The sequence below is a fragment of the Pseudomonas sp. R4-15 genome (assembly GCF_055768815.1).
In genome coordinates this window covers 2,339,810-2,362,405 of record NZ_CM147293.1, presented here as the reverse complement: position 1 = coordinate 2,362,405, position 22,596 = coordinate 2,339,810, and the positions used below count along the sequence as shown (strand labels likewise).

The 22,596-nt window shown below is 64.8% G+C and carries 20 protein-coding genes, 1 tRNA gene and 1 pseudogene; 10 read left to right on the top strand and 12 right to left on the bottom strand.

Annotation, left to right across the window (positions count from 1 at the left end; translation table 11 throughout):
• Positions 1–34: 34 nt before the first annotated feature.
• From ACYRGX_RS11245 to ACYRGX_RS11225, 5 genes and pseudogenes are all read right to left on the bottom strand, one after another.
• The gene (locus ACYRGX_RS11245; RefSeq protein WP_473052571.1) at positions 35–1,630 is read right to left on the bottom strand and encodes a ShlB/FhaC/HecB family hemolysin secretion/activation protein; all 1,596 of its coding nucleotides are present in this window, start codon (positions 1,628–1,630) and stop codon (positions 35–37) included.
• 694 nt (positions 1,631–2,324) lie between these two features.
• A tRNA-Arg gene (locus ACYRGX_RS11240) sits at positions 2,325–2,399 on the bottom strand.
• 71 nt (positions 2,400–2,470) lie between these two features.
• Positions 2,471–2,800 (bottom strand): AzlD domain-containing protein, encoded by a 330-nt coding sequence (locus ACYRGX_RS11235; protein ID WP_473052570.1) that lies wholly within the window; start codon positions 2,798–2,800, stop codon positions 2,471–2,473.
• Positions 2,797–3,507 carry an AzlC family ABC transporter permease gene (locus ACYRGX_RS11230; RefSeq protein ID WP_473052569.1) on the bottom strand — a complete coding sequence of 237 codons (711 nt, stop codon included), beginning with the start codon at positions 3,505–3,507 and terminating at the stop codon, positions 2,797–2,799. Before ACYRGX_RS11230 ends, ACYRGX_RS11235 begins: the two co-directional genes overlap by 4 nt.
• Before the next feature lie 123 nt (positions 3,508–3,630).
• Positions 3,631–4,230: pseudogene (locus tag ACYRGX_RS11225) on the bottom strand (FMN-dependent NADH-azoreductase).
• 138 nt (positions 4,231–4,368) lie between these two features.
• On the opposite strand from ACYRGX_RS11225, the gene ACYRGX_RS11220 reads away from it, so the two are divergent.
• Genes ACYRGX_RS11220 through ACYRGX_RS11210 form a run of 3 tightly spaced genes read left to right on the top strand, consistent with a single transcriptional unit; the run spans position 4,369 to position 7,731 of the window.
• Positions 4,369–5,304, top strand: coding sequence for a LysR family transcriptional regulator (locus tag ACYRGX_RS11220; RefSeq protein WP_473052568.1), 936 nt, complete (start codon positions 4,369–4,371; stop codon positions 5,302–5,304).
• Positions 5,305–5,318: 14 nt separating this feature from the next.
• On the top strand, positions 5,319–5,876 hold the full coding sequence (locus tag ACYRGX_RS11215; RefSeq protein ID WP_473052567.1) for a peptidylprolyl isomerase: 558 nt from the start codon (positions 5,319–5,321) through the stop codon (positions 5,874–5,876).
• 22 nt (positions 5,877–5,898) lie between these two features.
• Positions 5,899–7,731 (top strand): ABC transporter ATP-binding protein, encoded by a 1,833-nt coding sequence (locus tag ACYRGX_RS11210; protein ID WP_473052566.1) that lies wholly within the window; start codon positions 5,899–5,901, stop codon positions 7,729–7,731.
• Positions 7,732–7,775: 44 nt separating this feature from the next.
• Here the strand turns inward: ACYRGX_RS11210 and ACYRGX_RS11205 are convergent, their stop codons facing one another.
• The 3 genes from ACYRGX_RS11205 to sohB form a co-directional block, all read right to left on the bottom strand.
• Entirely contained in the window at positions 7,776–8,153 is a 378-nt protein-coding gene (locus ACYRGX_RS11205) for a hypothetical protein (RefSeq protein ID WP_473052565.1), read from the bottom strand.
• A 73-nt stretch (positions 8,154–8,226) separates the two neighbouring features.
• Positions 8,227–9,216, bottom strand: a complete 990-nt coding sequence (locus ACYRGX_RS11200; RefSeq protein WP_473052564.1) for a YhdH/YhfP family quinone oxidoreductase — start codon at positions 9,214–9,216, stop codon at positions 8,227–8,229.
• Positions 9,217–9,247: 31 nt separating this feature from the next.
• Positions 9,248–10,267 carry a protease SohB gene (sohB, locus tag ACYRGX_RS11195; protein ID WP_473052563.1) on the bottom strand — a complete coding sequence of 340 codons (1,020 nt, stop codon included), beginning with the start codon at positions 10,265–10,267 and terminating at the stop codon, positions 9,248–9,250.
• Positions 10,268–10,465: 198 nt separating this feature from the next.
• Between sohB and ACYRGX_RS11190 the strand changes: the two genes are divergently transcribed.
• From ACYRGX_RS11190 to ACYRGX_RS11170, 5 genes are all read left to right on the top strand, one after another.
• Complete coding sequence (locus ACYRGX_RS11190; RefSeq protein ID WP_473052562.1) at positions 10,466–11,164, top strand: histidine phosphatase family protein; 699 nt, start codon at positions 10,466–10,468, stop codon at positions 11,162–11,164.
• Between the two features lie 36 nt (positions 11,165–11,200).
• Entirely contained in the window at positions 11,201–11,515 is a 315-nt protein-coding gene (locus tag ACYRGX_RS11185) for an SCP2 sterol-binding domain-containing protein (RefSeq protein ID WP_473052561.1), read from the top strand.
• A 228-nt stretch (positions 11,516–11,743) separates the two neighbouring features.
• A complete protein-coding gene (locus ACYRGX_RS11180; RefSeq protein WP_473052560.1) occupies positions 11,744–12,811 on the top strand; it encodes a phosphotransferase family protein in 1,068 nt (355 codons plus the stop codon).
• A gap of 17 nt (positions 12,812–12,828) precedes the next feature.
• The gene (locus ACYRGX_RS11175; RefSeq protein ID WP_473052559.1) at positions 12,829–13,596 is read left to right on the top strand and encodes an SDR family oxidoreductase; all 768 of its coding nucleotides are present in this window, start codon (positions 12,829–12,831) and stop codon (positions 13,594–13,596) included.
• Between the two features lie 81 nt (positions 13,597–13,677).
• Positions 13,678–15,693 carry an FIST N-terminal domain-containing protein gene (locus ACYRGX_RS11170; RefSeq protein ID WP_473052558.1) on the top strand — a complete coding sequence of 672 codons (2,016 nt, stop codon included), beginning with the start codon at positions 13,678–13,680 and terminating at the stop codon, positions 15,691–15,693.
• 6 nt (positions 15,694–15,699) lie between these two features.
• Here the strand turns inward: ACYRGX_RS11170 and ACYRGX_RS11165 are convergent, their stop codons facing one another.
• Entirely contained in the window at positions 15,700–16,659 is a 960-nt protein-coding gene (locus ACYRGX_RS11165; RefSeq protein ID WP_473052557.1) for an NAD(P)H-quinone oxidoreductase, read from the bottom strand.
• A 130-nt stretch (positions 16,660–16,789) separates the two neighbouring features.
• Here ACYRGX_RS11165 and ACYRGX_RS11160 point away from each other — a divergent pair, with 130 nt between their 5' ends.
• Both ACYRGX_RS11160 and ACYRGX_RS11155 read left to right on the top strand, forming a co-directional pair.
• Positions 16,790–18,877 carry a carboxy terminal-processing peptidase gene (locus ACYRGX_RS11160; protein ID WP_473052556.1) on the top strand — a complete coding sequence of 696 codons (2,088 nt, stop codon included), beginning with the start codon at positions 16,790–16,792 and terminating at the stop codon, positions 18,875–18,877.
• Between the two features lie 102 nt (positions 18,878–18,979).
• Positions 18,980–20,734 (top strand): bifunctional diguanylate cyclase/phosphodiesterase, encoded by a 1,755-nt coding sequence (locus ACYRGX_RS11155; RefSeq protein WP_473052555.1) that lies wholly within the window; start codon positions 18,980–18,982, stop codon positions 20,732–20,734.
• Positions 20,735–20,740: 6 nt separating this feature from the next.
• On the opposite strand, the gene ACYRGX_RS11150 is transcribed toward ACYRGX_RS11155, so the two are convergent.
• From ACYRGX_RS11150 to ACYRGX_RS11140, 3 genes are read right to left on the bottom strand one after another with little or no spacing between them, the layout of a single operon-like run.
• Positions 20,741–21,211: an SEL1-like repeat protein gene (locus ACYRGX_RS11150; RefSeq protein ID WP_473052554.1), complete on the bottom strand. Its 471-nt coding sequence runs from the start codon at positions 21,209–21,211 to the stop codon at positions 20,741–20,743.
• Complete coding sequence (locus ACYRGX_RS11145; RefSeq protein WP_473052553.1) at positions 21,208–21,573, bottom strand: hypothetical protein; 366 nt, start codon at positions 21,571–21,573, stop codon at positions 21,208–21,210. The genes ACYRGX_RS11150 and ACYRGX_RS11145 overlap by 4 nt, the downstream gene beginning before the upstream one ends.
• Positions 21,574–21,588: 15 nt before the next feature.
• Positions 21,589–22,038 carry a YkvA family protein gene (locus ACYRGX_RS11140; RefSeq protein WP_473052552.1) on the bottom strand — a complete coding sequence of 150 codons (450 nt, stop codon included), beginning with the start codon at positions 22,036–22,038 and terminating at the stop codon, positions 21,589–21,591.
• Positions 22,039–22,596: the final 558 nt, after the last annotated feature.

Genomic DNA, 22,596 nt, shown 5'->3' with positions numbered 1-22,596 from the left:
GCTTACCTGTGCGAAATGGGTGTGGTTTCCGGGCTCAGAAGCGGTAGCGCGCCTGGGCGTAGATGTAGGAACTGTCTTCGGTGGTTTCGCTGAGCGGCATGCCTACGTCCAGACGCAGGTCCACGCTCGGAATCGGACGTGCCAGCACGCCGATGGCCGCGCCGGTCAGGTCCTGGTGGTCGTCCTGATCGACGTAGGTTTCCTTCAGCCAGACCTGGCCATGGTCGATGCGCGCGGTGAACTGGAAGCGGTCGTCATCCTTGAGGATCTGGTAACGACCCTCGAGGCTGACGGTGATGCCGTGGTCGCCGGAGTAGGTCGACGGTGCGTGACCGACCACCGAGTTCATGCCGCCGATGCCCCACTGTTCGCTGGAGACCAGTGAGTCGAGGGAGTACTGCCCGGCGATGCGCGGGATGACCAGGAAGCGCGGCGTCAGCTGCTGCAGACGGGCCACGTCGAAGGTGAACTTGGTGAAGCGGTTGTCCGCCTCGGCCACGGCGCGGCTGGACATGGTGGAGTCGTCGTCCATGCCGCCGAGCGCTTCGCCCAACCCGTAGTGCAGGCCGACGGAGGCCAGGGTGCGACCGTAGAGGTCGGAGTTGTCGAGGTTCAGGCCGAAGCGCAGCTTGCGGATCTTGTCTTCGGCGGTGCGGATGCCGAGGATGCTTTGCTCCAGGTCCTGGGATTCCAGCCAGGCTTCGGCGGTGATGATGCTGCGCGCCGAGCGTACGAAGTCCTGGGACACGCCCAGACCCCAGCCCTTGTTGTCACCCTCGATCTCGAGTACGCGGAAGGTGTTGCCGACGTCGACGTTACCCTGCGAGTAGTAGGCACGCGCCTTGGTACCACGGGCATTGAGCGGCAGGCTGTAGTCGACGTAGCCGTACCAGAGGTCGCCCTCGCCCAGCGAGGTGAGCGCCAGCACGTTGGCCTCGTCGCCATGCCCGGTCAGGTTGGCGAACTTGAGGGTCGGCATCACGCGGTACTCACCGGTGTCCTTGCTGCCGTAGTTGTTGACTTCGAGGGCGCCCTGGATGCGGTTTTCCTCGGTGACGTCCACCACCAGGTCGGTGGAGCCGGTCTCGCTGCCGGGCTGCAGGGTCGAACTGACCTCGATGCCGGAAAGACGGTTGAGGTGGGTCAACGCGCGCTCGACTTCCTCGAGGGTGAAGGGTTTGCCCGCCACCACGCCACCGGCATTCAACGCCTCGACCACCTGTTCGCTGGAGAAGCGCTTGGCGCCGGTGACCTGCACGTGCCCCAGCCAGCCTTCGAGCACCACCAGCTTGAGCGCCGGCTCGTTGGCGAAGTCCTGGGCGGGCACCACCACCTTGACCAGCTTGTAGCCGGCGGCGTGGTAGTAGGCCTCGACCTTGGCGGCCAGCGCCTTCATCTCCGCCAGGGTCATCGCCTGCCCGAGCTCCCCACTGACCTGGGCCTGCAGTTGCTCATCACTGAAGGTGCGGTTACCACTGAACGCGACGGCCTTGACCATCACCCGTGCCTGGGAGGCCTGGGCCTGGGGCGCCTGGGTGGTGCTTTCGGCAGCCATTGCTGCGTTGGCCGTCATCACGGCAAAACCGAGGGCGCACAGCAGCGCCTTCGCCGGTACGTGGGAATAGGACATGGGAACCTTGCTATCAGTAAGTGGCGAGGAAGACTTGCGGGGCAGGCAATGCGGACGTCGAAATACGGCGGGCATTCTTCGATTCTCTGGTGTTGAAGCACACGTGGGCACGGTCACCCAGAAGGCGAACCGAACAATCCTTGGCAAATCGTTGGGCGCAAGGGCGCCCGGGCCGAAATAAATCGGCCAAAAAGAATTGCTGTCAGATACGCGCACACCGTCGGGCGAGAAATGCCCGCAAGCATGCTGATTGACGCATGAGGAGAGGAAAAATAGCGCGGGTCGCTCCGACGACCCTGCCGCATCGCCAAGGCGTGTGAAGCCGCCTTGGCCCCAGCGCATCTGCTCTTTGTCAGACTTTATCGCTGGGTACTTCTCGATCTGCTCCTTGGTACCTCAACCCTCCGAATCGGAGGTAAATCCTTTGGTTGTTTTTTAGCTGGAACCCTCGTTCCGGCGCTTTATAAAGGGGTCGCTCGATAGCGACAAGCCACCATCCATCGGCTTTTTTCAAGACGCCCGCCGAGACGGGCTGTGAGTTCCACCAACATGACCGACGGTAGTGGCAACGCATTAATAGCTTCGGCTGACCAGATGGTCAATGGCATTGTGCCATGCTTTTTTCTGACGCCGGTTCCATGACGGAAACGAGACCGTGTTCACATAGCAGCGCAGAGAGGAAGGCAGAAGAGAATGGCGTCCCCTGCTGGAATCGAACCAGCATCTAGCCCTTAGGAGGGGCTTGTTCTATCCGTTGAACTAAGGGGACGCAGGCGGCCGGTTGCCGGTCGCGGACGGCATCTTAACGAGCGCTACCCGCTTTGTCATGCTCATGCCGGCTCAGGATGGCAACTGACCGAATGCCCAGCGCAGCAGAAAGAAGACCAGCAGGCCGCCGCCAATGGTCGCTAGCAGATGCCGGGTGGAGATAGCGATGGCGATCGCCGCCAGTCCCCCGAGCAGGTAGGCGTTGTTCCAGGCCAACCACAGGTGCTCGCCATCGGGAAGCAGCATCGCCGGCACGATGATCGCAGAGAGCACCGCAGTGGGCACGTAATGCAGGCCGCGACGCATCAGCGGCGGGAAACGCAGGTGCGGAAAGGCGAACAGGCTATAGCGAATGACGAAGGTGATCACGGCCATGCCCGCGATCAAGAGCCAGAGGTTCATGCCCTCGCCTCCTGTGCCGCGGCACGCGTTTCGAGCAGCATGCCGACCACAATCCCCGCCCCCGCAGCAGCCAGCAACCCCAGTTTATAGGGCAGTCCATGAGCCAGCAGCGCCACCGCCGAGGCCACCAGCGCAGCGGCAACCTGCGGACGATTGCGCAGCAACGGCACGACGATGCCGACGAAGGTGGCAATCATCGCGAAATCCAGGCCCCAGGAAGCCAGATTCGGCACCGCCTGGCCGAACAGCACGCCCACCAGGGTACACAACTGCCAGTTGCCATACATTGCCAGGCAGGAGCCCAGGAAATACCAGTGCGCATGAGGCGATGACTCGGCGCGCGCATAACGCTGCTGCACGACGGCGAAGGTTTCGTCGGTGAGCCAGAACGCCAGGGAGGTCCGCCAGCGCAGCGGCAAGTGACGCACGAAGGGCTGCAAGGTGGCGCTATACAACGCGTGCCGCAGATTGACGACGAAGGTCGTCAGCAACAGCACGGCCATACCCCCCCCACCGGCCACCAGGCTGACCGCGATGAACTGCGCAGAGCCGGCGTACACCAGCAGCGACATTCCCAGCGCCTGCCAGGCGGAGAAACCCGCGGCGCCAGCCAACGTGCCGAAGATGATGCCGAAGGGGATCGCGCCCACTACCAGCGGCAGGGTATCGCGCATGCCCTGGATGAATTCTTGTCGTGCTGTCGCCATGAGCTCTCCAAAGCGGGCGCGCAGCTTAGCGCAGTGCTCGTTCGAAGAACCGTAACAGCAGGCAAGAAAAAGCCCGGCACAGCCGGGCAAGCACTCAAGGAGCGACAAGTGCAGAAGAAGGGATCAACTCAATGCGTCGAGACGGGCATGGGCCTTCTCCAGGCCTTTGGCGGCGGCCTCTGGACCTAGATTCAGCCCCTCCGCGAAGACGAACTCGACGTCATTGATACCGATGAAACCGAGCACCTGGCGCAGGTAGGGCTCCTGGCGATCCAGTTCGCCGCCGGCGTAGATACCGCCACGACTGCTGATGACGACGGCCCGCTTGTTCTTCAGCAGGCCAACCGGGCCGGTCTCGGTGTACTTGAAGGTCACGCCCGCGCGCAGCACGTGGTCGAACCAGGCCTTGAGCGCACTGGGAATGCCGAAGTTGTACATCGGCGCACCGAGCACCAGCAGGTCGGCAGCGAGCAATTCCTCGGTCAGCAGGTCGGAGCGCTGGGCGGCGGCGCGCTGGGTGTCGCTCTGCCCGTCGGCGGGCGTCATCCAGCCTGCCAGCAGGTCCATGTCGAGGTGCGGCAGCGGTTCGGCGGCGACATCACGAATCTGTACCTAATCCTGCGGATGCTGCCGGGTCCAGCTCGCCAGGAAACGCTCGATCAGTTGATTGGAGGCGGAATCCTGCTGGCGGGCACTGCTCTGGATGACGAGAACGCGGGACATTGGGTAACTCCTGGAAGAGGCTGGCTTGACGATGGGCAAAGCTTATTTCCAGGCAATCCGATAAAAAAGGTAAAAATTCTGGTGAAAACAATCGATAAATTGAATAATTAACCCCTCGTAACGGTTCCGAGCGAAGGCATGAACAAGGCACCACGCGTCACCCTGGATCAATGGCGAGCCCTGCAGGCCGTGGTCGACGAAGGCGGCTTCGCCCAGGCCGCCGAGGTACTGCACCGCTCGCAGTCTTCGGTGAGCTACACCGTCGCGCGCATGCAGGAGCAACTGGGCGTTCCCTTGCTGCGTCTGGAGGGTCGCCGCGCCGTGCTCACGGAAGCTGGCGAAGTATTGCTGCGCCGCTCACGGCAATTGGTCGAGCAGGCCGGACAACTGGAGGATCTGGCGCATCAGATAGAACAGGGCTGGGAAGCCGAAGTCCGTTTGGTGGTGGACGCGGCCTATCCCAATGCGCGGCTGCTGCGTGCGCTCGGGGCGTTCATGCCGCGTAGCCGCGGCTGCCGCATCCGCCTGCGCGAAGAGGTGCTTTCCGGGGTCGAAGAGGTCCTGCTCGAAGGCCTGGCCGATGTCGCCATCAGCGGCCTGCCGATCACCGGCCACCTCGGCAGCGAACTGTCCAACGTCGAATTCGTCGCCGTCGCGCACCCGCAACACCCGCTGCATGCACTCAAGCGCACCCTGAGCTTTGCCGACCTGCAAGCGCACATGCAGGTGGTCATCCGCGACTCTGGCCGCGCCCAGCCCCGCGATGTCGGTTGGCTCGGCGCCGAGCAGCGCTGGACCGTCGCCAGCCTCGCCACGGCGGTGCAGTTCGTACATAGCGGACTGGGCTTCGCCTGGCTGCCGCGGCACCTCATCGAACGGGAGTTGTCCGATGGCGAGTTGCTGCCCTTGCCGATGGAGCGTGGCGGCACGCATCATCCACGCTTCTACCTCTATACCAACAAGGACAAGCCCCTGGGGCCGGCCTCGAAGATTCTCCTGGAGCTGATCCAGACGTTCGATACCGCCCCGCTGGATGCGCCCTTCGCGGCGCCACTGTCCGCGCCCTCCCACTGAACGAGACCTGCCCGATGCTCAAGAAACTCACCCTCGGCCTCTGCACCCTGCTCTTCTGCGGTCTGCTGCAGGCCGCGCCCGGCAATCCCCACGTACTGCTCAAGACCAGCCTGGGTGACATCGAAGTCGAGCTGATGCAGGACAAGGCCCCCGTCAGCGTGGCCAACTTCCTCGGCTACCTGGATGCCGGTTTCTACGCCAACACGTTGTTCCATCGGGTGATCCCGGGCTTCATGATCCAGGGTGGCGGTTTCGACCCGCAGATGCGCCAGAAGGACACCAACGCGCCGATCAAGAACGAGGCCGACAACGGCCTGCACAACGTGCGCGGTACCCTCGCCATGGCGCGTACCTCGGCGATCAATTCGGCCACCAGCCAGTTCTTCATCAACCAGGCCGACAACGCCTTCCTCGACCACGGCACCCGTGACTTCGGCTATGCCGTATTCGGCAAGGTAGTCCGCGGCATGGACGTGGTCGACCAAATTGCCCGCGTCCCCACCGGACGCACCGGGATGATGTCCGACGTACCGCGTCAACCGGTGCTGCTGATCTCCGCAACTCGTCTGTAAGGCACCCTGACCAGGAATCCCGATGCTGTTCCGCCGCTTCGAAAGGCTCATCGACCCCTTCCGCGCAGCCCCTGCCGGCCTTCCGCCGGCGCGCATCCTCGGTTACTACCTGTACTACCTCAGGCAGGTCTGGCCGGTGCTGGTGGCGGTGCTGGTGGTCGGCTTCTTCGCGGCCCTGGTCGAAGCGGCGATGTTCAGTTTCCTCGGCCGGCTGATCGACATGGCCCAGGCCACCACGCCCTCGCGTTTCTTCGCCGAGCATGGCAGCGAACTGGCGTGGATGGCCGCCGTTGCGCTGCTTCTTCGGCCGCTGCTCTACGCCGTGCACGACATGCTGGTGCACCAGGCGCTGTCGCCACACCTGACCAACCTGGTGCGCTGGCAGAACCATCGCCACCTGCTGCGCCAGAGCCTGCAGTTCTTCCAGGGCGACTTCTCCGGCCGCCTGGCGCAACGGGTCATGCAGATTGGCCCGTCACTGCGCGACTCCGCGGTGCAGGTGGTCGATGCGCTGTGGCACGTGCTCATCTATGCCGGCAGCGCCCTCTGGCTGTTCGCCGAGGCCGACCCGCGGCTGATGCTGCCGCTGCTGGTGTGGATCCTCGGCTACCTCACCGCCCTGCGCTACTTCGTGCCACGCGTGCGCCAGCGCTCGGCGGCGGCCTCGCAGAGCCGCTCCCAGGTCATGGGACGGATCGTCGATGGCTATACCAACATCGCTACCCTCAAGCTGTTCGCGCATACCCGCGAGGAAGAGGACTACACCCGTGGCGCACTGGGCGAGCTGGTCGAACGCTTCCGCGAGCAGTCGCGGCTGATCAGTGCCATGGACATCAGCATCGCCTGCATGAACGGTCTGCTGATCGCCTCCACCACCGGCCTCGCGCTCTGGCTATGGAGCCAGGACGAGATCAGTACCGGCGCCATCGCGCTGGCCACCGGGCTGGTGATTCGCATCAACAACATGTCCGAATGGATCATGTGGACGGTCAACGGCATCTTCGAGAACGTCGGCACCGTGCAGGACGGCATGCGCACCACGACCCAACCGCTGACGCTCACCGACAGCGATGACGCCCAGGCGCTGCGCGTGAGCCAGGGCGACGTGCGCCTGGACGCGGTGGCGTTTGCCTACGACCCCGCCAAGCCGGTGTTCCAGGCACTCGACCTGCACGTGCTGCCCGGCGAGAAAATCGGCCTGGTCGGACCCTCCGGCGCCGGCAAGTCGACCCTCACCAGCCTGCTGCTGCGCCTCTACGACGTGCAGGGTGGATGCATCAGCATCGACGGCCAGGACATCACCCAGGTGACCCAGGACAGCCTGCGCGCGCAGATCGGCATGGTGACCCAGGACACCTCGCTGCTGCACCGTTCGATCCGCGAGAACCTGCTCTACGGACGCCCCGGCGCCAGCGACGAGGAACTCTGGGACGCCTTGCGCAAGGCGCGTGCCGCCGACTTCGTCGGCCAGTTGCACGACGCCCACGGCAACACGGGACTCGACGCGCAGGTCGGCGAGCGTGGCGTCAAGCTCTCCGGCGGCCAGCGCCAGCGCATCGCCATCGCCCGCGTGCTGCTCAAGGACGCACCGATCCTGATGCTCGACGAAGCCACCTCGGCCCTCGACTCGGAGATCGAAGCGGCGATCCAGGACAGCCTCGACACGCTCATGCAGGGCAAGACGGTGATTGCCATCGCCCACCGTCTATCGACCATCGCGCGCATGGATCGGCTGGTGGTACTGGATGGCGGGCGCATCGTCGAGAGTGGCCGACACGCCGAACTGATCGAGCGCGACGGCCTGTATGCGCGCCTGTGGCGACATCAGACCGGCGGCTTCATGGGAATGGATTGACCCGACGACGTCCCACGGCCTGTGCGGAAAGCCCCGCCTGCGGCTCAGGAGTAATGGAGCGCGTCGTGCTTGGTTTCCACCAAGCGTCCGGCGGACAGCGACATCAACAGCAGGCTGATCATCTCGTGCATGATCAGCGTGTGACGGTTTCCGCTGGCCTGCAATTGGTTGCGCAACGCATCGCGCACGCTGGGCTGACCGGTAGCATCGATGATGATGTCGATCTGCTCACCGAGCGCGACCAATTCGTTGAAATCGCTGGTGACACGCACGCCGCGTGACTCGGCCAGGGCGATGCCGGGGCTGGCCGGGTCCAGATCGGCAACGCCGAGCAGATCGACGAAGGATGCGCCCAGCAACTGCTTGAGCAGCGGCGTGCCGGTTTCACCGGCGCCGATGACGACAATTTTGAATCTTTGCATGTGACACCTCCAGGGAAACGAGAGGTGTCACTTTGCCTGTCAGCGAACGGCGGAACATTGACCCGCGCCAACGTCAGTCCAGACTCACCAACACGCGCCCGGCCATGCCGCCGGCGAGCATCCGCGAAATGGCCTGGGGCAGTTCGTTCAGGCCAATCTCGTGAGCCAGCGTGTCGAGGTTATCGAGCTTCCACTGCAGCGACAGCTTGTCCCAAATGAAGGCCTTGTAGACCAGCGGAATCTCCACCGAATCGACGCCCAGCAGGTTCACCCCACGCAGGATGAAGGGCAGCACGCTGGCCTGGAACTCGACGCCGGCGGTGAGCCCGCAACAGGCCACGCTGGCCCCACGGCGCAGCGACTTGACGACGTTGAAGAGCATATCGCCGCCGACGCTATCCACCGCGCCTACCCACTGCTCCTTGAGCAGGGGCTTGGCACTGCCCTCTAGCAACACCTCGCGACCGACCACCTGGGAAGCACCCAGCCCGCGCAGGAACTCATGCTGCTCGGCCTTGCCGCTGACCGCCACCACCTCGTGGCCAAGGCGCGACAGCAAGGCGACTGCGACGCTGCCGACTCCCCCGCTGGCACCGGTGACCAGCACCGGTCCAGCCTTGGGATCGAGCCCCACGCGCTCGAGCTTGTCCACGCACAGCGCGGCGGTGAGACCGGCGGTGCCGAGGATCATTGCCTCGCGCAGGCTCAGCCCCTGGGGTCGCTTGAGCAACCAGGCGGCAGGCACGCGAATGTACTGGCCGAAGCCGCCAGCGGTATTCATGCCGAGGTCGTAGCCGGTGACGATCACCTCATCGCCGGGGACGAACTCGGCCACCGCCGAACGCTCCACCACCCCGGCGGCATCGATGCCCGGCGTATGTGGATACTCACGGGTCACCCCACGATTGCCGCTGGCGGACAACGCGTCCTTGAAGTTCAGCGAGGAATACTTCACCCGCACCAGCACATCGCCGGCCGGCAGCTGTTCGGTGTCGCGCTCGACCACACGCTGGGTGAAGCCATTAGCGCCCTGCTCGACCCACAGCGCCTTGAATGTGCTCATACTTGCCTCCTACCGCCCGAGCGGGCCCGGACTAGTGCCAGATTCGTTGATTCAACCGTTCCCAGGCCTTGAGCAACACACGGTCCGCCGCCAGGCTGGCGGCGACCCCGAAGCGCTCGGGAAGGCTCTTCTTCTCGTGATAGGCGAGCTGGAACAGCTCCGCCTCGCGCGCCCGCTCGGCCAGATATTCGTCGCTGGTGGCCAACTGATCGACCAGCTGCTTGCCCAGGGCGGCCTGGCCGAGCCAGACCTCTCCCGTGGCGACCTCGTCGATGGCCAGTTGGGGACGGTAACGCGCTACGAAGTTCTTGAATAGCTCGTGGGTGGTCTCCAACTCCTCGCGGAACTTCTCCCGCCCCTTTTCGGTGTTCTCGCCGAATACCGTCAGGGTGCGCTTGTACTCACCGGCGGTGTGGATCTCCACGTCCACCTCGTGCTTCTTCAGCAGACGGTGCAGGTTGGGCAACTGCGCGACCACACCGATCGAACCGAGCACTGCGAAGGGCGCGGCAATGACCTTCTCACCCAGGCAGGCCATCATGTAGCCGCCGCTGGCCGCCACCTTGTCGACGCACACCGTCAGCGGCACCCCCGCCTGGCGGATGCGTGCCAGCTGCGAGGCTGCCAGACCGTAGCCATGCACCATGCCGCCGCCGCTTTCCAGCCGCAGCACCACCTCATCACGCGGCGTGGCCATGCTCAGTACCGCACTGATCTCGTGGCGCATCTGCGCCACCGCCGAGGCCTTGATGTCACCGTCGAAATCCAGCACGAAGACCCTCGGCTTCTCTTCGCCGGCCTTCTTCGCCTGCTTGTTCGCCTTGGCCTCGGCCTTGCGCCGCGCCTTGAGCTGGTCCTTGTCCAGCACGGCCTGCTCGACCCGTTCGCGCAATTGCCGGTAGAAGTCGTTCAACTTGTGTACCTGCAACTGGCCGCCGCGCTGACGCCCACGGCCACGCAAGGCAGCGATGCAGAAAAGCACCACCAGGATGGCCACGACGATGGTGACGACGCGCGCCAGGAAGCCGGCGTAATCGGCAAGAAACTCCACTCGTATCTCCTCGAAAAGATGCCCCCGGACTTCCAGGGAGCGTTGCATTCTCTGCGCCCCAGCATACCGACGCGGCTGCCGGGCAGCCAACGGCAGCGATGCCAACAGGCATTTCAAACAAACGTATGACTACCGATTGACAGCTTTCGTCCACTGCCCCTACTCTGCGCTGCAACACAATGCCGCAGGGCACGCGACGTGGGCAGCATCTACCTGATACGACACGGCCAGGCCTCCTTCGGTGCCCGCGACTACGACCAGCTCGCGGAGAATGGCCTGCGCCAGGCGCGTCTGCTTGGCGAATGCCTGCAAGCCCAGGGTCTGCAATTCGACCGCGCGCTGAGTGGCAGTCTGCGGCGCCAGAGAGATACCGCCGAGGCCACGCTGGGACGCCTGCCGAACGCTCCCGTGCTGGAGGAAGATGCCGACTTCGACGAATTCCCCGCCGACGAAGTGCTACGCGTACACCTGCCCGATCTGCTGCTGCACGAGCCCGAGGCGTTGAGCATTTTGCGCAACGCCAATGAGCACCGAGCCGAATTCCAACGCCTCTTCGCCTGGGTCATCGAGCGCTGGACCAGCAGCGAGGCACAGCGCTCCGGTCTGATCAGTTGGAGCGACTTCGTGGCGCGGGTGGACGCGGCACTGCAGCGCATCCTGGCCACTGCCGAGAACCACCAGCGCATCGCCGTGTTCACATCTGGCGGCACCATCACCGCCGTGCTGCAGCGCCTGCTCGGGCTGAGCGCGGCCAAGGCCTTCGAACTCAACTGGCAGATTGGCAACACCTCGCTGACCCAACTTCGCTTTCGTAACCGCGAAGCGACCCTGGCCTGCTTCAACAGCCTTGCGCACCTGCAGCAGACCCGAGATCCGGCGCTCATCACTTACCGCTGAGCCGCCACGACCCGTAACGATAAAAAGGACCTCACCATGAGCAACGTCGCAGACATCGTGAAAAACATGCAGTCCAAGTTCAACCCCAGCGCCGCTGCCGGCCTGGACCTGGTCTATCAGTTCCAGATCGAAGACGCCGAGAACTACTACCTGACGGTCAAGGACGGCACCTGCGACCTGACTCAGGGCGACGCCGAAGCCCCCAACGTCACCCTCATCATGGACAGCGCAACCCTCGCCGGCATCACCAGCGGTGAGACCGACGGCATGCAGGCCTTCATGGCCGGCAAGCTGCGTGCCGAGGGCGATCTGATGCTCGCCATGAAGCTGGGCGAACTGTTCCCCGTCTGACCCTCGTCGGGTCAAAGTGTCGCGCCCCCACGCGAGCCTTCCGAACCGGAGCCCTGTGCTCCGGTTCGTCGTTTCTGAAAGCCCCGCAAGACCTGCGATCAGGCCCGCTGATCTAGTATCAGAAGGCTGATCTATATCGCCCTGGGACAGCTTGTGAGCGTCTGCCGCGAGGCGTTAGGGTCTGTTGCCGAGACATCCGATTGCCCCGATAACGACAAGGAAACGGGCATGCCCATGAATGATCCCTCCATCGCCATGCGTAGCGGCGAGGAACTCGACGTCGAGACCATCGACGCCTACCTCAAGGCGCAGCTACCCGAGCTGCAAGGTCCACTGCGCATCAGCCAGTTTCCCGGTGGCGCCTCGAATCTCACCTACCTGCTGCACTACCCGGATCGCGAACTGGTGCTGCGGCGCCCCCCGTTCGGCCAGAAGGCCCGCTCGGCGCATGACATGGGCCGCGAGTTCCATATCCTGCAACGCCTCTCCAGCGCCTTCCCCTACTGCCCGAGGGCTTACCTGCACTGCACCGACAATTCGCTGATCGGTAGCGAGTTCTACGTCATGCAGCGCATGCCCGGCGTTATCCTGCGGGCCGACCTGCCGCCCGAGCTGGGCCTGGACGCCGTGGCGACGCGCCGCCTGAGCCTGAGCTTCGTCGAGCGCCTGGTGGAGCTGCATCAGGTCGACTACCAGGCTTGCGGCCTGGGCGAGCTGGGCCAGCCGCAGGGCTACGTGCAGCGCCAGGTGGAGGGGTGGGATGCGCGCTATGAAAAAGCACTGACCGACGACGCACCGCGCTGGGAGAACGTTCGCCGCTGGCTGCACGACAAGCGCCCGGCGGATCATCCGCAGCCCGGCATCGTGCATAACGACTACCGCTTCGACAACCTGATCCTCGACCCGCAGGAGCCGCTGCGCATCATCGGCGTGCTCGACTGGGAAATGGCGACCCTCGGCGACCCGTTGATGGACCTGGGCAACAGCCTCGCCTACTGGATCGAGGCGGACGACCCTGCGCCGGTGCAGCAGTTGCGCCGCCAGCCGAGCAATGCGCCGGGCATGCCCAGCCGCGCGCAGTTGGTACGCGACTATGCCGAACGCGCCGGCATCGTCATCGACAACTTCGATTTCTACTACGCCTGCGGCCTGTTTCGCCTCGCTGCGATCGTCCAGCAGATCTACTACCGCTATCACCACGGCCAGACACGTGACAGCCGCTTCGCCAGCTTCGTGCAGATGAATGCCCTGCTCGAACGCATGGCGCTGCAGGTCGTCGAACGCTCAGCGCTGTAACCGCACGAGGAAGCCCCATGGACAAGACCCATCTCTTCGACCTCGACGGCAAGATCGCCCTCGTCTCCGGCGCCAGCCGCGGCATCGGCGAAGCCATCGCCCATTTGCTGGCCCGCCAGGGCGCCGAAGTGATCGTCGCCAGCCGTCGCCTGGACGGTTGCCAGGCGGTTGCCGACGCCATCACCGAGGCCGGCGGCAAGGCCACCGCGATCGCCTGCCACATCGGCGAAATGGAGCAGATCGGCAAGCTCTTCGGCGAGATCCGCGAACGCTTCGGCCGGCTGGACATCCTGGTCAACAACGCTGCCACCAACCCGCAGTTCTGCAACGTGCTGGACACCGACCTCGCCGCCTTTCAGAAGACCGTGGACGTGAACATCCGCGGCTATTACTTCATGTCCATCGAGGCAGGCCGGCTGATGCGCGGCAACGGCGGTGGCAGCATCATCAACGTGGCCTCGGTGAACGGCGTATCGCCCGGCGAATTCCAGGGCATCTACTCGGTGACCAAGGCCGCGGTGATCGCCATGACCAAGGTCTTCGCCAAGGAGTGCGCCGCCTTCGGCATCCGCTGCAACGCCTTGCTGCCCGGGCTGACGGACACGCGCTTCGCCGCCGCACTGACCGGCAACGACGCCATCCTCAACATGGCCCTGGCACGCATTCCGCTCAAACGCGTGGCCGATCCCCAGGAGATGGCCGGCGCGGTGCTCTACCTCGCCAGCGAGGCATCGAGCTACACCACCGGAACGGCGCTCAATGTGGACGGTGGTTTCCTCTGCTGAGCCGTCTTGGCACTCGACGAAGGAACAAGTCGCGGACGGCGATGTATCCTGCACTCAGGGTTACTGACGCAGGTTCAGACAATGAAGAAATTTCTTCGCGCCAAGCCGGCCACGGCCACCGCTCGCATCCACTGCCGCTTCAACGAATTGCCGGCTCAGCTCGGCGCGCTGCACCTCAGGCCCAGCTTCGTCACCGGCTACGTCTCCCCCCACCTGGACATCGACCAGGTGGCACGGCAGATCCGCCAACGTTTCAGCGACGTGCCGCTGGCCCTGAGCAGTAGCGCCGGCGAACTCTGTTCGGATGCACAGCGGCTCTACTGCGCCGCCGATGGCAGTTGGGACGGCATCGTCCTGGCATTCTTCGACGCCAGCGTGATCGCCAGCGCCGAAGTCGCCTGCGTGCCCCTGGAGAGCCAGGACATCCGTGAGGGCGGCCCCCGCCGTTCGCTGCGCGAGCGTATCGAGCAGCTCACCCGCCGTCTGCGCGACCTGCGCGTCAATACCCCCATCGATGCCCGCGACACCCTCGCCTACGTGCTCTTCGATGGTCTCTCGGCCTCCGAATCCTTCTTCATGGAAGCGCTCTACGAATCGGGCCGCTTTCCCTGCCTGTTCGTCGGTGGCTCCGCCGGCGGCAAGGGCGACTTCCAGCACACCTATCTGCACGATGGCCGGCAGCGCTACGAGAACCATGCGCTGGTGGTATTCCTCAAATGCGCACCGCAGATTCGCTTCGGCGTGTTCAAGAGCCAGAACTTCGAGCCAACCACCGTTTCCTTCAGCGTGCTCACCGCCTCCCTGGAGGAACGCTGCATCCGTCAGGTCGTGGACGCCCGTGGCAACGTCACCAGCCTGGTCTCGGGCCTCTGCGAAACCCTCTCCTGTACGCCCGGGGATCTCGAGCAACGCCTCGCCGACTACTCCTTCGCCATTCGCGTGGGCGAAGAGCTGTTCGTCCGCTCCGTGGCACGTATCGACCTGCAACGCGAAATCGTGCACATGTTCTGCGACGTGGCACCCGGCGAGGAACTGGTCATGGTGCGGCGTACGCCACTGCGCGAGAGCACCGAGCGTGATTTCTCACGGTTTCTCCAGGGCAAGTCAGGCCGGCCCTTGTTCGGCCTGCTCAACGATTGCATCCTGCGGCGCCTGAACAATGGCGCCGAACTCGCACGCATGGGCGGCGTATTCGGTGAGACGCCGGTGGTCGGCTTCTCGACCTTCGGCGAAATACTCGGCCTCAACCTCAACCAGACGCTGACCGCCGTGTTCTTCTTCCACGTCCCTGAAGGCAGTACCTTCAGCGACGACTACAGCGACCGCTTCGCCATCCACTACGGCGAGTTCAAGGCCTTCTTCCTACGCCGCCAGATCAAGAAGCTGGCCCGCCTGAGCCAGGTGGTGGTCGGACAGATCGAGGCCTTCAAGCGTCACGACTACGTCAGCAACATCGACGACGCCGGCCTCGACGAATCCATTCGCCCGGTGTTCCGCGGCCTGGCCGACCTGGGTCAAGTGCTGCAGGAAGCCGAAGCGCGCCAGCGCGAGATCGGCGAACAGTTGCGCCAACATGCCTTCGAGCTGCACCACAGCATGGACTCGCTGACCGACACCATCCGCCGTCAGGGCGATGTCACCGAACAGGCCGAAAGCACCGTGAGCGCCTTGAGTGCCCAGGGCGAGGCCGTGGTGAGCAGCGCCAACGAGCTGTCCGACTCCAGCCTGCGCATCCAATCGATCGTCCAGGTGATCCAGAAGATCGCCGGGCAGACCAACCTGCTCGCGCTCAACGCCGCCATCGAGGCGGCCCGCGCCGGCGAGCTGGGGCGCGGTTTCGCGGTGGTCGCCGACGAGGTCCGCAACCTCGCCCAGATCACCCACAAGAACGCCGCGGAGATCGGCGCAGACGTGGATCGCCTGTCCCAGGCGATCAGCGCCGTCGCCGAGCATATCCAGCAGCAGTCGGGCGAAGTCGGCTCGTTGAAAGCGCTGATCGCCTCGCTGCGGGAATCCTCGGAGCTGACCGAGCAGACCTCGCAACGCACCCGCGAACAGGCCAACACCCTGGCCGGCCTCACCGACCATTCAGGATGAGCGACCTCAAGCGGGCTCGAACACCAGCACCAGCTTGCCGTTGACCCGGTTGCCGGCCAGGGTCTCGAAAGCCAGGTCGGCGTCGCTGGCGGCGAAGCGGCGCTCCAGCTGCGGCGACAGTCGCCCCTCGGCGAACAGCGGCCAGACCTTTTCGCGCAGCTCCGCGATCAGCGCCGCCTTGTAGTCGTCGCTGCGGTTGCGCAAGGTCGAGCCGATCAGGCTGATGCGCTTGCCCAGGACCTTGGCCAGGTCCAGCTCGGCCTTGCGTCCGCCCATCAGACCGATGACCACCCAGCGCCCATCGCGGTCGAGCAGGTCGAGATCGAGTGCGGCGTAGTTGGCGCCCACCGGATCGAGGATCACGTCGAAGGGCGCGAAGTCACGCAAGCCTTCCAGCCCGTCGCCCTCGCGCAGTACGCCGCCAGCGGCACCGAGCTGCTCGCAGTAGGCCAGGCGCTCGGCTGAACCGACGCTGACCCAAGCCGGATTACCGAACTCCCGGCACAACTGCAACGCCGCCGACCCGACGCCGCTGGCGCCGGCGTGCAACAACACTTTTTCACCGGGCGCCAGTCGCGCCTGGCGGAACAGGTTATCCCAGGCGGTGGCATACACCTCCGGCAACGCCGCCGCCTCGGCCAGCTCCAGCCCTTCGGGCACCGGCAGCAGGTGGCGGGCGTCCACCACCACCTGCTCGGCCATGCCGCCGCCCGCAAGCAGCGCGCACACCGTGTCGCCGACCCGCCAGCCGCTTTCCGGCGCCGCTTCGATCACGGTGCCGGCACATTCCAGGCCGAGTATGTCGCTGGCGCCCGGCGGCGGCGGATACAGCCCGGCACGCTGCAGCAAGTCGGCACGGTTGAGACCGGCAGCCGCCACCTGCAGGCGCACCCACCCCTCTTTCAGCGGCGCTGGTTCGCGCTCGCCCCATTCCAGACGCCCTTCGATACCTTGCAATGCCTTCACGCTGCCTCCATAGTGACTTCGAGGACCGCGACCAGCGGACCTTTTGATTTTCCCGCTCGGCGCTCGATCGAACCGGCGGGTGGAATCGCAAACTAATATGCGTCATCCCCCTTCCTCGCGTCGAATGAGCATGAAGCGCCTACTATCCAGCCTTACCCTCGCCCTGCTCGTCGGACACAGCGCGCTGTCGCTGGCCGACGCCACGCCCGCCACCGACTCCTGGAAGAAGCTGGAGCCGGATCGCGAACAGGTCATCGCCAGCCTCAATGTGGTGGAACTGCTGCGGCGCCACCACTACAACAAACCGCCGCTCAACGACGAGCGCTCGGTGAAGATCTACGAGGGCTACCTCAAGTTGCTCGATCCGTCGCGCAGCTACTTCACCGCCAGCGACATCGCCGAGTTCGACAAGTGGCGCACCCAGTTCGACGACTTCCTCAAGGGTGGCAACCTGGAACCCGGCTTCGCCATCTACAAGCGGCACCTGGAGCGCCTCGAAGGCCGACTGAAATTCGCCCTCGCCATGCTTGAGAAGGGCGTCGATAAGATCGACTTCAGCGTCGACGAATCGTTGCAGGTCGATCGCGAGAACGCGCCCTGGCCCAAGGACGAGGCGGCCCTGGACGACCTCTGGCGCAAGCGCGTGAAGGACGAGGTGCTGCGCCTGAAGCTGGCGCACAAGGAGCCCGACGCGATCCAGAAGCTGCTGATCAAGCGCTACCGCAATCAGCTCACCCGCCTGCAGCAGACCCGTAGCGAAGACATCTTCCAAGCGTACATCAACGCCTTCGCGCAGACCTACGATCCGCACACCAACTATCTCTCCCCGGAAAACGCGGAGAACTTCGACATCAACATGAGCCTGTCGCTCGAAGGCATCGGCGCGGTGCTGCAGAACGACAACGACTACGTGAAGATCGTCCGCCTGGTACCGGCCGGCCCCGCCGAGAAGAGCAAGCAACTGGCACCGGCCGACAAGATCATCGGCGTCGCCCAGGGCAACGACGATATGGTCGACGTCATCGGCTGGCGCCTGGACGAAGTGGTCAAGCTCATCCGCGGTCCGAAAGGCTCGCAGGTGCGCCTGGAAGTGATCCCGGCGAGCAACGCCCCGAGTGACCAGACCAGCAAGATCGTCAGCATCACCCGCGAGGCGGTCAAGCTCGAGGAGCAGGCCGCGAAGAAGTCCATCCTCAATCTTGATGAGAACGGTCGCAGCTACAAGATCGGCGTGATCGAACTGCCGGCCTTCTACCTCGACTTCAAGGCCTACCGCGCTGGCGATCCGGACTACAAGAGCACCACCCGCGACGTGAAGAAACTGCTCGGCGAACTGATGCAGGAGAAGGTCGACGGCGTGGTCATCGACCTGCGCAACAACGGCGGCGGATCGCTGCAGGAAGCCAACGAGCTGACCGGTCTGTTCATCGACGGCGGGCCGACGGTGCTGGTCCGCAACGCCGACGGTCGCGTCGACGTGCTCTCCGACGATAACGTCGGTGCCTACTACACCGGCCCGATGGCGGTGCTGGTCAATCGCCTGTCGGCCTCGGCCTCGGAGATCTTTGCCGGCGCCATGCAGGACTACCACCGCGCGCTGATCGTCGGTGGGCAGACCTTCGGCAAAGGCACGGTGCAGACCATCCAGCCGCTCAACCATGGCGAGCTGAAACTGACGCTGGCGAAGTTCTACCGGGTTTCCGGACAGAGCACCCAGCACCAGGGCGTACTGCCGGATATCCCCTACCCCGCCACCGTGGACACCAAGGAAATCGGCGAGAGCGCACTACCCGAAGCGATGCCCTGGGACAGCATCCGCCCGGCCATCCGACCGGCCAGCGATCCGTTCAAGCCGCTTCTGCCGCAGCTCACCCGCCTGCACGACGAGCGCACCCAGCACAATCCGGACTTCATCTTCGCCCGCGAGCGCCTGTCGCTGCTGCAGGAGCTGATGAAGGACCAGAGCGTGAGCCTCAACGAGAACAAACGGCGTGCGCAGCAGCAGGACATCGAGAGCCGCCAGTTGGCCCTGGAGAACGAACGCCGCAAGGCCAAGGGCGAGGAACCGCTCAAGGAACTGGAGCGCGACGACGAGCAAGCCAGTGCCGCGGTCGAGGCACCGGACGACTCCAAGCCCGAAGACGACGCCTTCCTCAGCGAAACCGGGCGCATCCTGGTCGACTACGTGAACCTGATGCCCCGCGTTGCCCAGCAGTAACAGTTGTCATCAAACGGTCACGAATCCGTCGTGAAATGAGCGCCAGGCCGGTTGTGCAATGCACACCGGCCTGTCGTTCTCACGCCTGTCGACGAGACTTTCATGACCGCCACCGAGCAGCTCACCGCCCTTGAGCAGATTCTCACCCGGCAAGACCTGCACACCCTCTTCCAGCCGATCATCTCGCTCTCGGAGCGTCGTATCCTCGGTTACGAAGCCCTCTCACGAGGCCCCTCCAACAGCCCGCTACACGCCCCTCAGGCGATGTTCTCGGTGGCGCGCAGCAGCGGCCGGCTAAGCGAGCTGGACCTGCTCTGCCGACGCAACGCCTGCCGCCGCGTCCATGAGCTGGAACTCGATGGCCTGTTGTTCCTCAACGTCTCCCCCGAGTCGCTGCTCGAATCCGGGCACCGCGCCGGACGCACGCTGCAGTTGCTGCACTCACTGGGCATTCCGCCGAGCCGAGTAGTGATCGAGCTGACCGAACAGGCGCCCACCGAAGACTTCTCGCTGCTCGACACCGCGCTGCACCACTACCGCGCCATGGGATTCTCCATCGCCCTGGACGACCTGGGGGCCGGCTATTCCAGCCTGCGCCTGTGGTCGGAACTACGCCCGGACTATGTGAAGATCGACCGCCATTTCATCGACGGCATCCACCAGGATGCGGTCAAGCGCGAGTTCGTCGAGTCGATCCTGAAGATGGCCCGCGCCTCCCGCGCCCAGGTCATCGCCGAAGGCATCGAGCAGGGCGAGGAATTGGCCGTGCTTGCCGAGATGGGGGTGGACCTGCTGCAAGGCTATTTGCTCGGCCGCCCGCAGGAATACCCCCTGCGCAGCATGGAAGGCGTACTCCCGACCCTGGAGCCGGGTAATCGCACCGGCGCCAGCGAGGAAAGTGGCGATCTGCGTCCCCTGCTGCTGGAGCAGGCGGCCATGCCGCATTGGCGTACCGTCGCCGAAGTGCTCGAGACGTTTCGCCTGCAGCCCAACCAGAACAGCCTGGCAGTGGTCGACGACGCTGGCCGGCCGATAGGCATCGTGCATCGCCACTCTCTCTCCGATGCCCTGCTAAAGCCCTTCGCCAGCGACCTGCTGGGCCGCAAGCCGATCACCCGGCTGATGCATGACGACTACCTCGCCGTCGAGCTCGGGCAATCCCTGCAGCAGGTCAGCCGGCTGCTCACCAGCCGCGCCCGGCAACGCGTCGAGGAAGACTTCGTGATCGTCGAGGGCGGTGTCTATTCGGGCCTCGGGCGGGTCATCGACGTACTCAAGCTGATCACCGAACAGAAGATCCAGCAGGCCCGCCACGCCAACCCGCTGACCATGCTGCCCGGCAACGTGCCGATCCAGCAGTGCCTGACACGACTGCTGCAGCAACCTCGGGAAACGGCCATCTGCTACGTCGACATCGACAGCTTCAAGCCTTTCAACGACCTCTACGGTTATGCCCGTGGCGACGAGGTGCTGCTCTGTCTGGCGCAGTGCCTGAGCCAACGGGTAGACGCCAACTGCGACTTCGTCGGACATATCGGTGGCGACGACTTCATGCTGGTACTCGGTTCGCCCGACTGGCGCGATCGCCTGAGACATCTGCTCGAGGACTTCCAGGGCCAGTGCCGACGCTTCTACCGTGCCGAGCACCTGGAGGCCGGCTGCTTCGTCGCCCACGACCGTCAGGGGCGGCGCCAGGAATTCCCGCTGCTGTCGCTATCGCTCGGCGTGGTGCACCTGCATCCGGCCGCCTGTCCACGCCTGGACGCCACGCAACTGGCCGACCTGGCCTCCCAGGCCAAGCGCCAGGCGAAGGCGATCCCCGGCTATTCCCTGGAAGTGATCGAGGTCGAGGCCTAGTCTCGCCTAGATTCCCAGCTGTGCGGCCTGCTCTCGCCAGCGTTGCGCCTGCTGCGGGTCCGCCGCCAGTCCCGGCGCCCCCTCGGCGAACAGCCCGGCCAGGCGGTGGCAGGCCAGTGGGTGGCCGGCCTCTGCCGCCTGCGTCCACCAGCGCACGGCTTCCTGCGCATCGCCGGCCTGAGAAATTCCGCCCTCCAGCGCCTTGACACCCAACTGGTAGGCGGCCTTGGCATCGCCTGCCGCAGCCGCCTGGCGCAACAGGCGCAGGCCTTCCTCACGGGCGCCAAGCCCCTGACCGCGAAACAGCAAGAGATGTCCGTAGAAGCCCTGAGCGGCAGGATCGCCCACGGCGGCCTGGCGCGCGAACTGCGCCTGCATCCACTGCCAGAGTCGCGGTTGCTGCACCGCCCAACGCCAAGCCAACAGACGTCGTGCCAGCAGATAACCGAGCCGGGCACGCCAGGACAAAGGAATCATGCTTCGGCCTGCGGTGGGTATTCGCTTTCGAAGACCCGGGCCACTTCCGCCGAATGCCAGGCGACCGGCGAGCCGGTCTCGGCGCAGAAGCGACCCAGGCGCTGGGCGCAGATGAAGAAACCTTCACGCGGTAGGCGCGTCGCCCCCTGACTCACCACCAGGGCGCTGCGCAAGGGCAGGCCATCACGGGCGTCCTGGGCGGCGAGCATCTCCAACGCCGCCGCCAGCACCTGCATCGCCGGACTGGGCAGTTGCAGGCGCTCGATCAAGGCGCGATAGGTGACCACCTGGCGCTGCTGACGCGCACTCTCCAGCTCGTCCAGCAGGCCCTGCCAATGCTGTCGCGAAATACGCAGGCTCATGCCGCCACTCCTCGTTCATCCATGCCCATCTGATTCGGCCGGCGCCGGACGCCGCAGCTCCTCCGGGGAAGGCAACGCCAGGGGCTGCGCCCGTCGCGCCTGCCACTGGCGGAAAGCCTCCAGCTCATCGCCCCAACGGCGAGCGACCCAGGCCAGCACGGCGAGATCATCCAACAGACCAAAGCCGAACACGAAATCGGGAACCATGTCCAGCGGCGCGAGGAAATAGGCCAGCGCCGCTACCGAGGCGAGCACCGCGGAACGACTCACCTCACGGTATTCACCGCGCCACCACGCCAGGCACAGCGCCATCAACAGTTGTACCTGACCAAAGGCAGCGCCGAGCCGACCGCGCTGACGGTCGCCCTTGCGCGCCACCGAGAGAATGAGCCTGGGCAAGCGCCCCTTGGCGATGATACGCGCGGCCAAGCCAAGGTAACGGGGGAAGTGACGTGGTGCTTTCATGCTACGTGCCCACCGATTCGAAGCTGGGAGGATTGGGGCCTGTTGCCGTTTCATTCACGGCCGCGCCAAAACTGGCACCGGCCCGAAGGATGGGGCCGCCAAGGTGGGGCCGCCAAGGTGATGCCAGAAATGGACTGCGCCGTCGTTACAGGCTGTGCCAAGGGCGTAACCATTGGCTGCAGCCTACGCCGAGTCGCAGTCCATTTCCGGCGAGAACGCGGGGCGGCCATCCGCGGCTCGCGAATGAAACGGCAACAGGCCCTGGCCCGGGCGTCCTGGCGTTTATCCACGATGCTTGTGGAAAACCCTGTGCAAAGCGTACCGGGAATGACACGCAAAGGCCCGTGCAAAGGCCGCTGCGCACAGATCGGACATTTTTTATCCAACTCTAAAAGGCCTTGATTTCCAAGGAAATTACAAGCCCCAAAGGGGCATGAGTGGGCAACCGACTCGAGCCTAGGATTTGGGCAAGGGGGTAACGCCCAGAGAACGCCAAGTTACCCTTTGTGACCTGGCGCGGCGGGCCATGTTCCCTGCCTCACCATCCCACTCGCACAG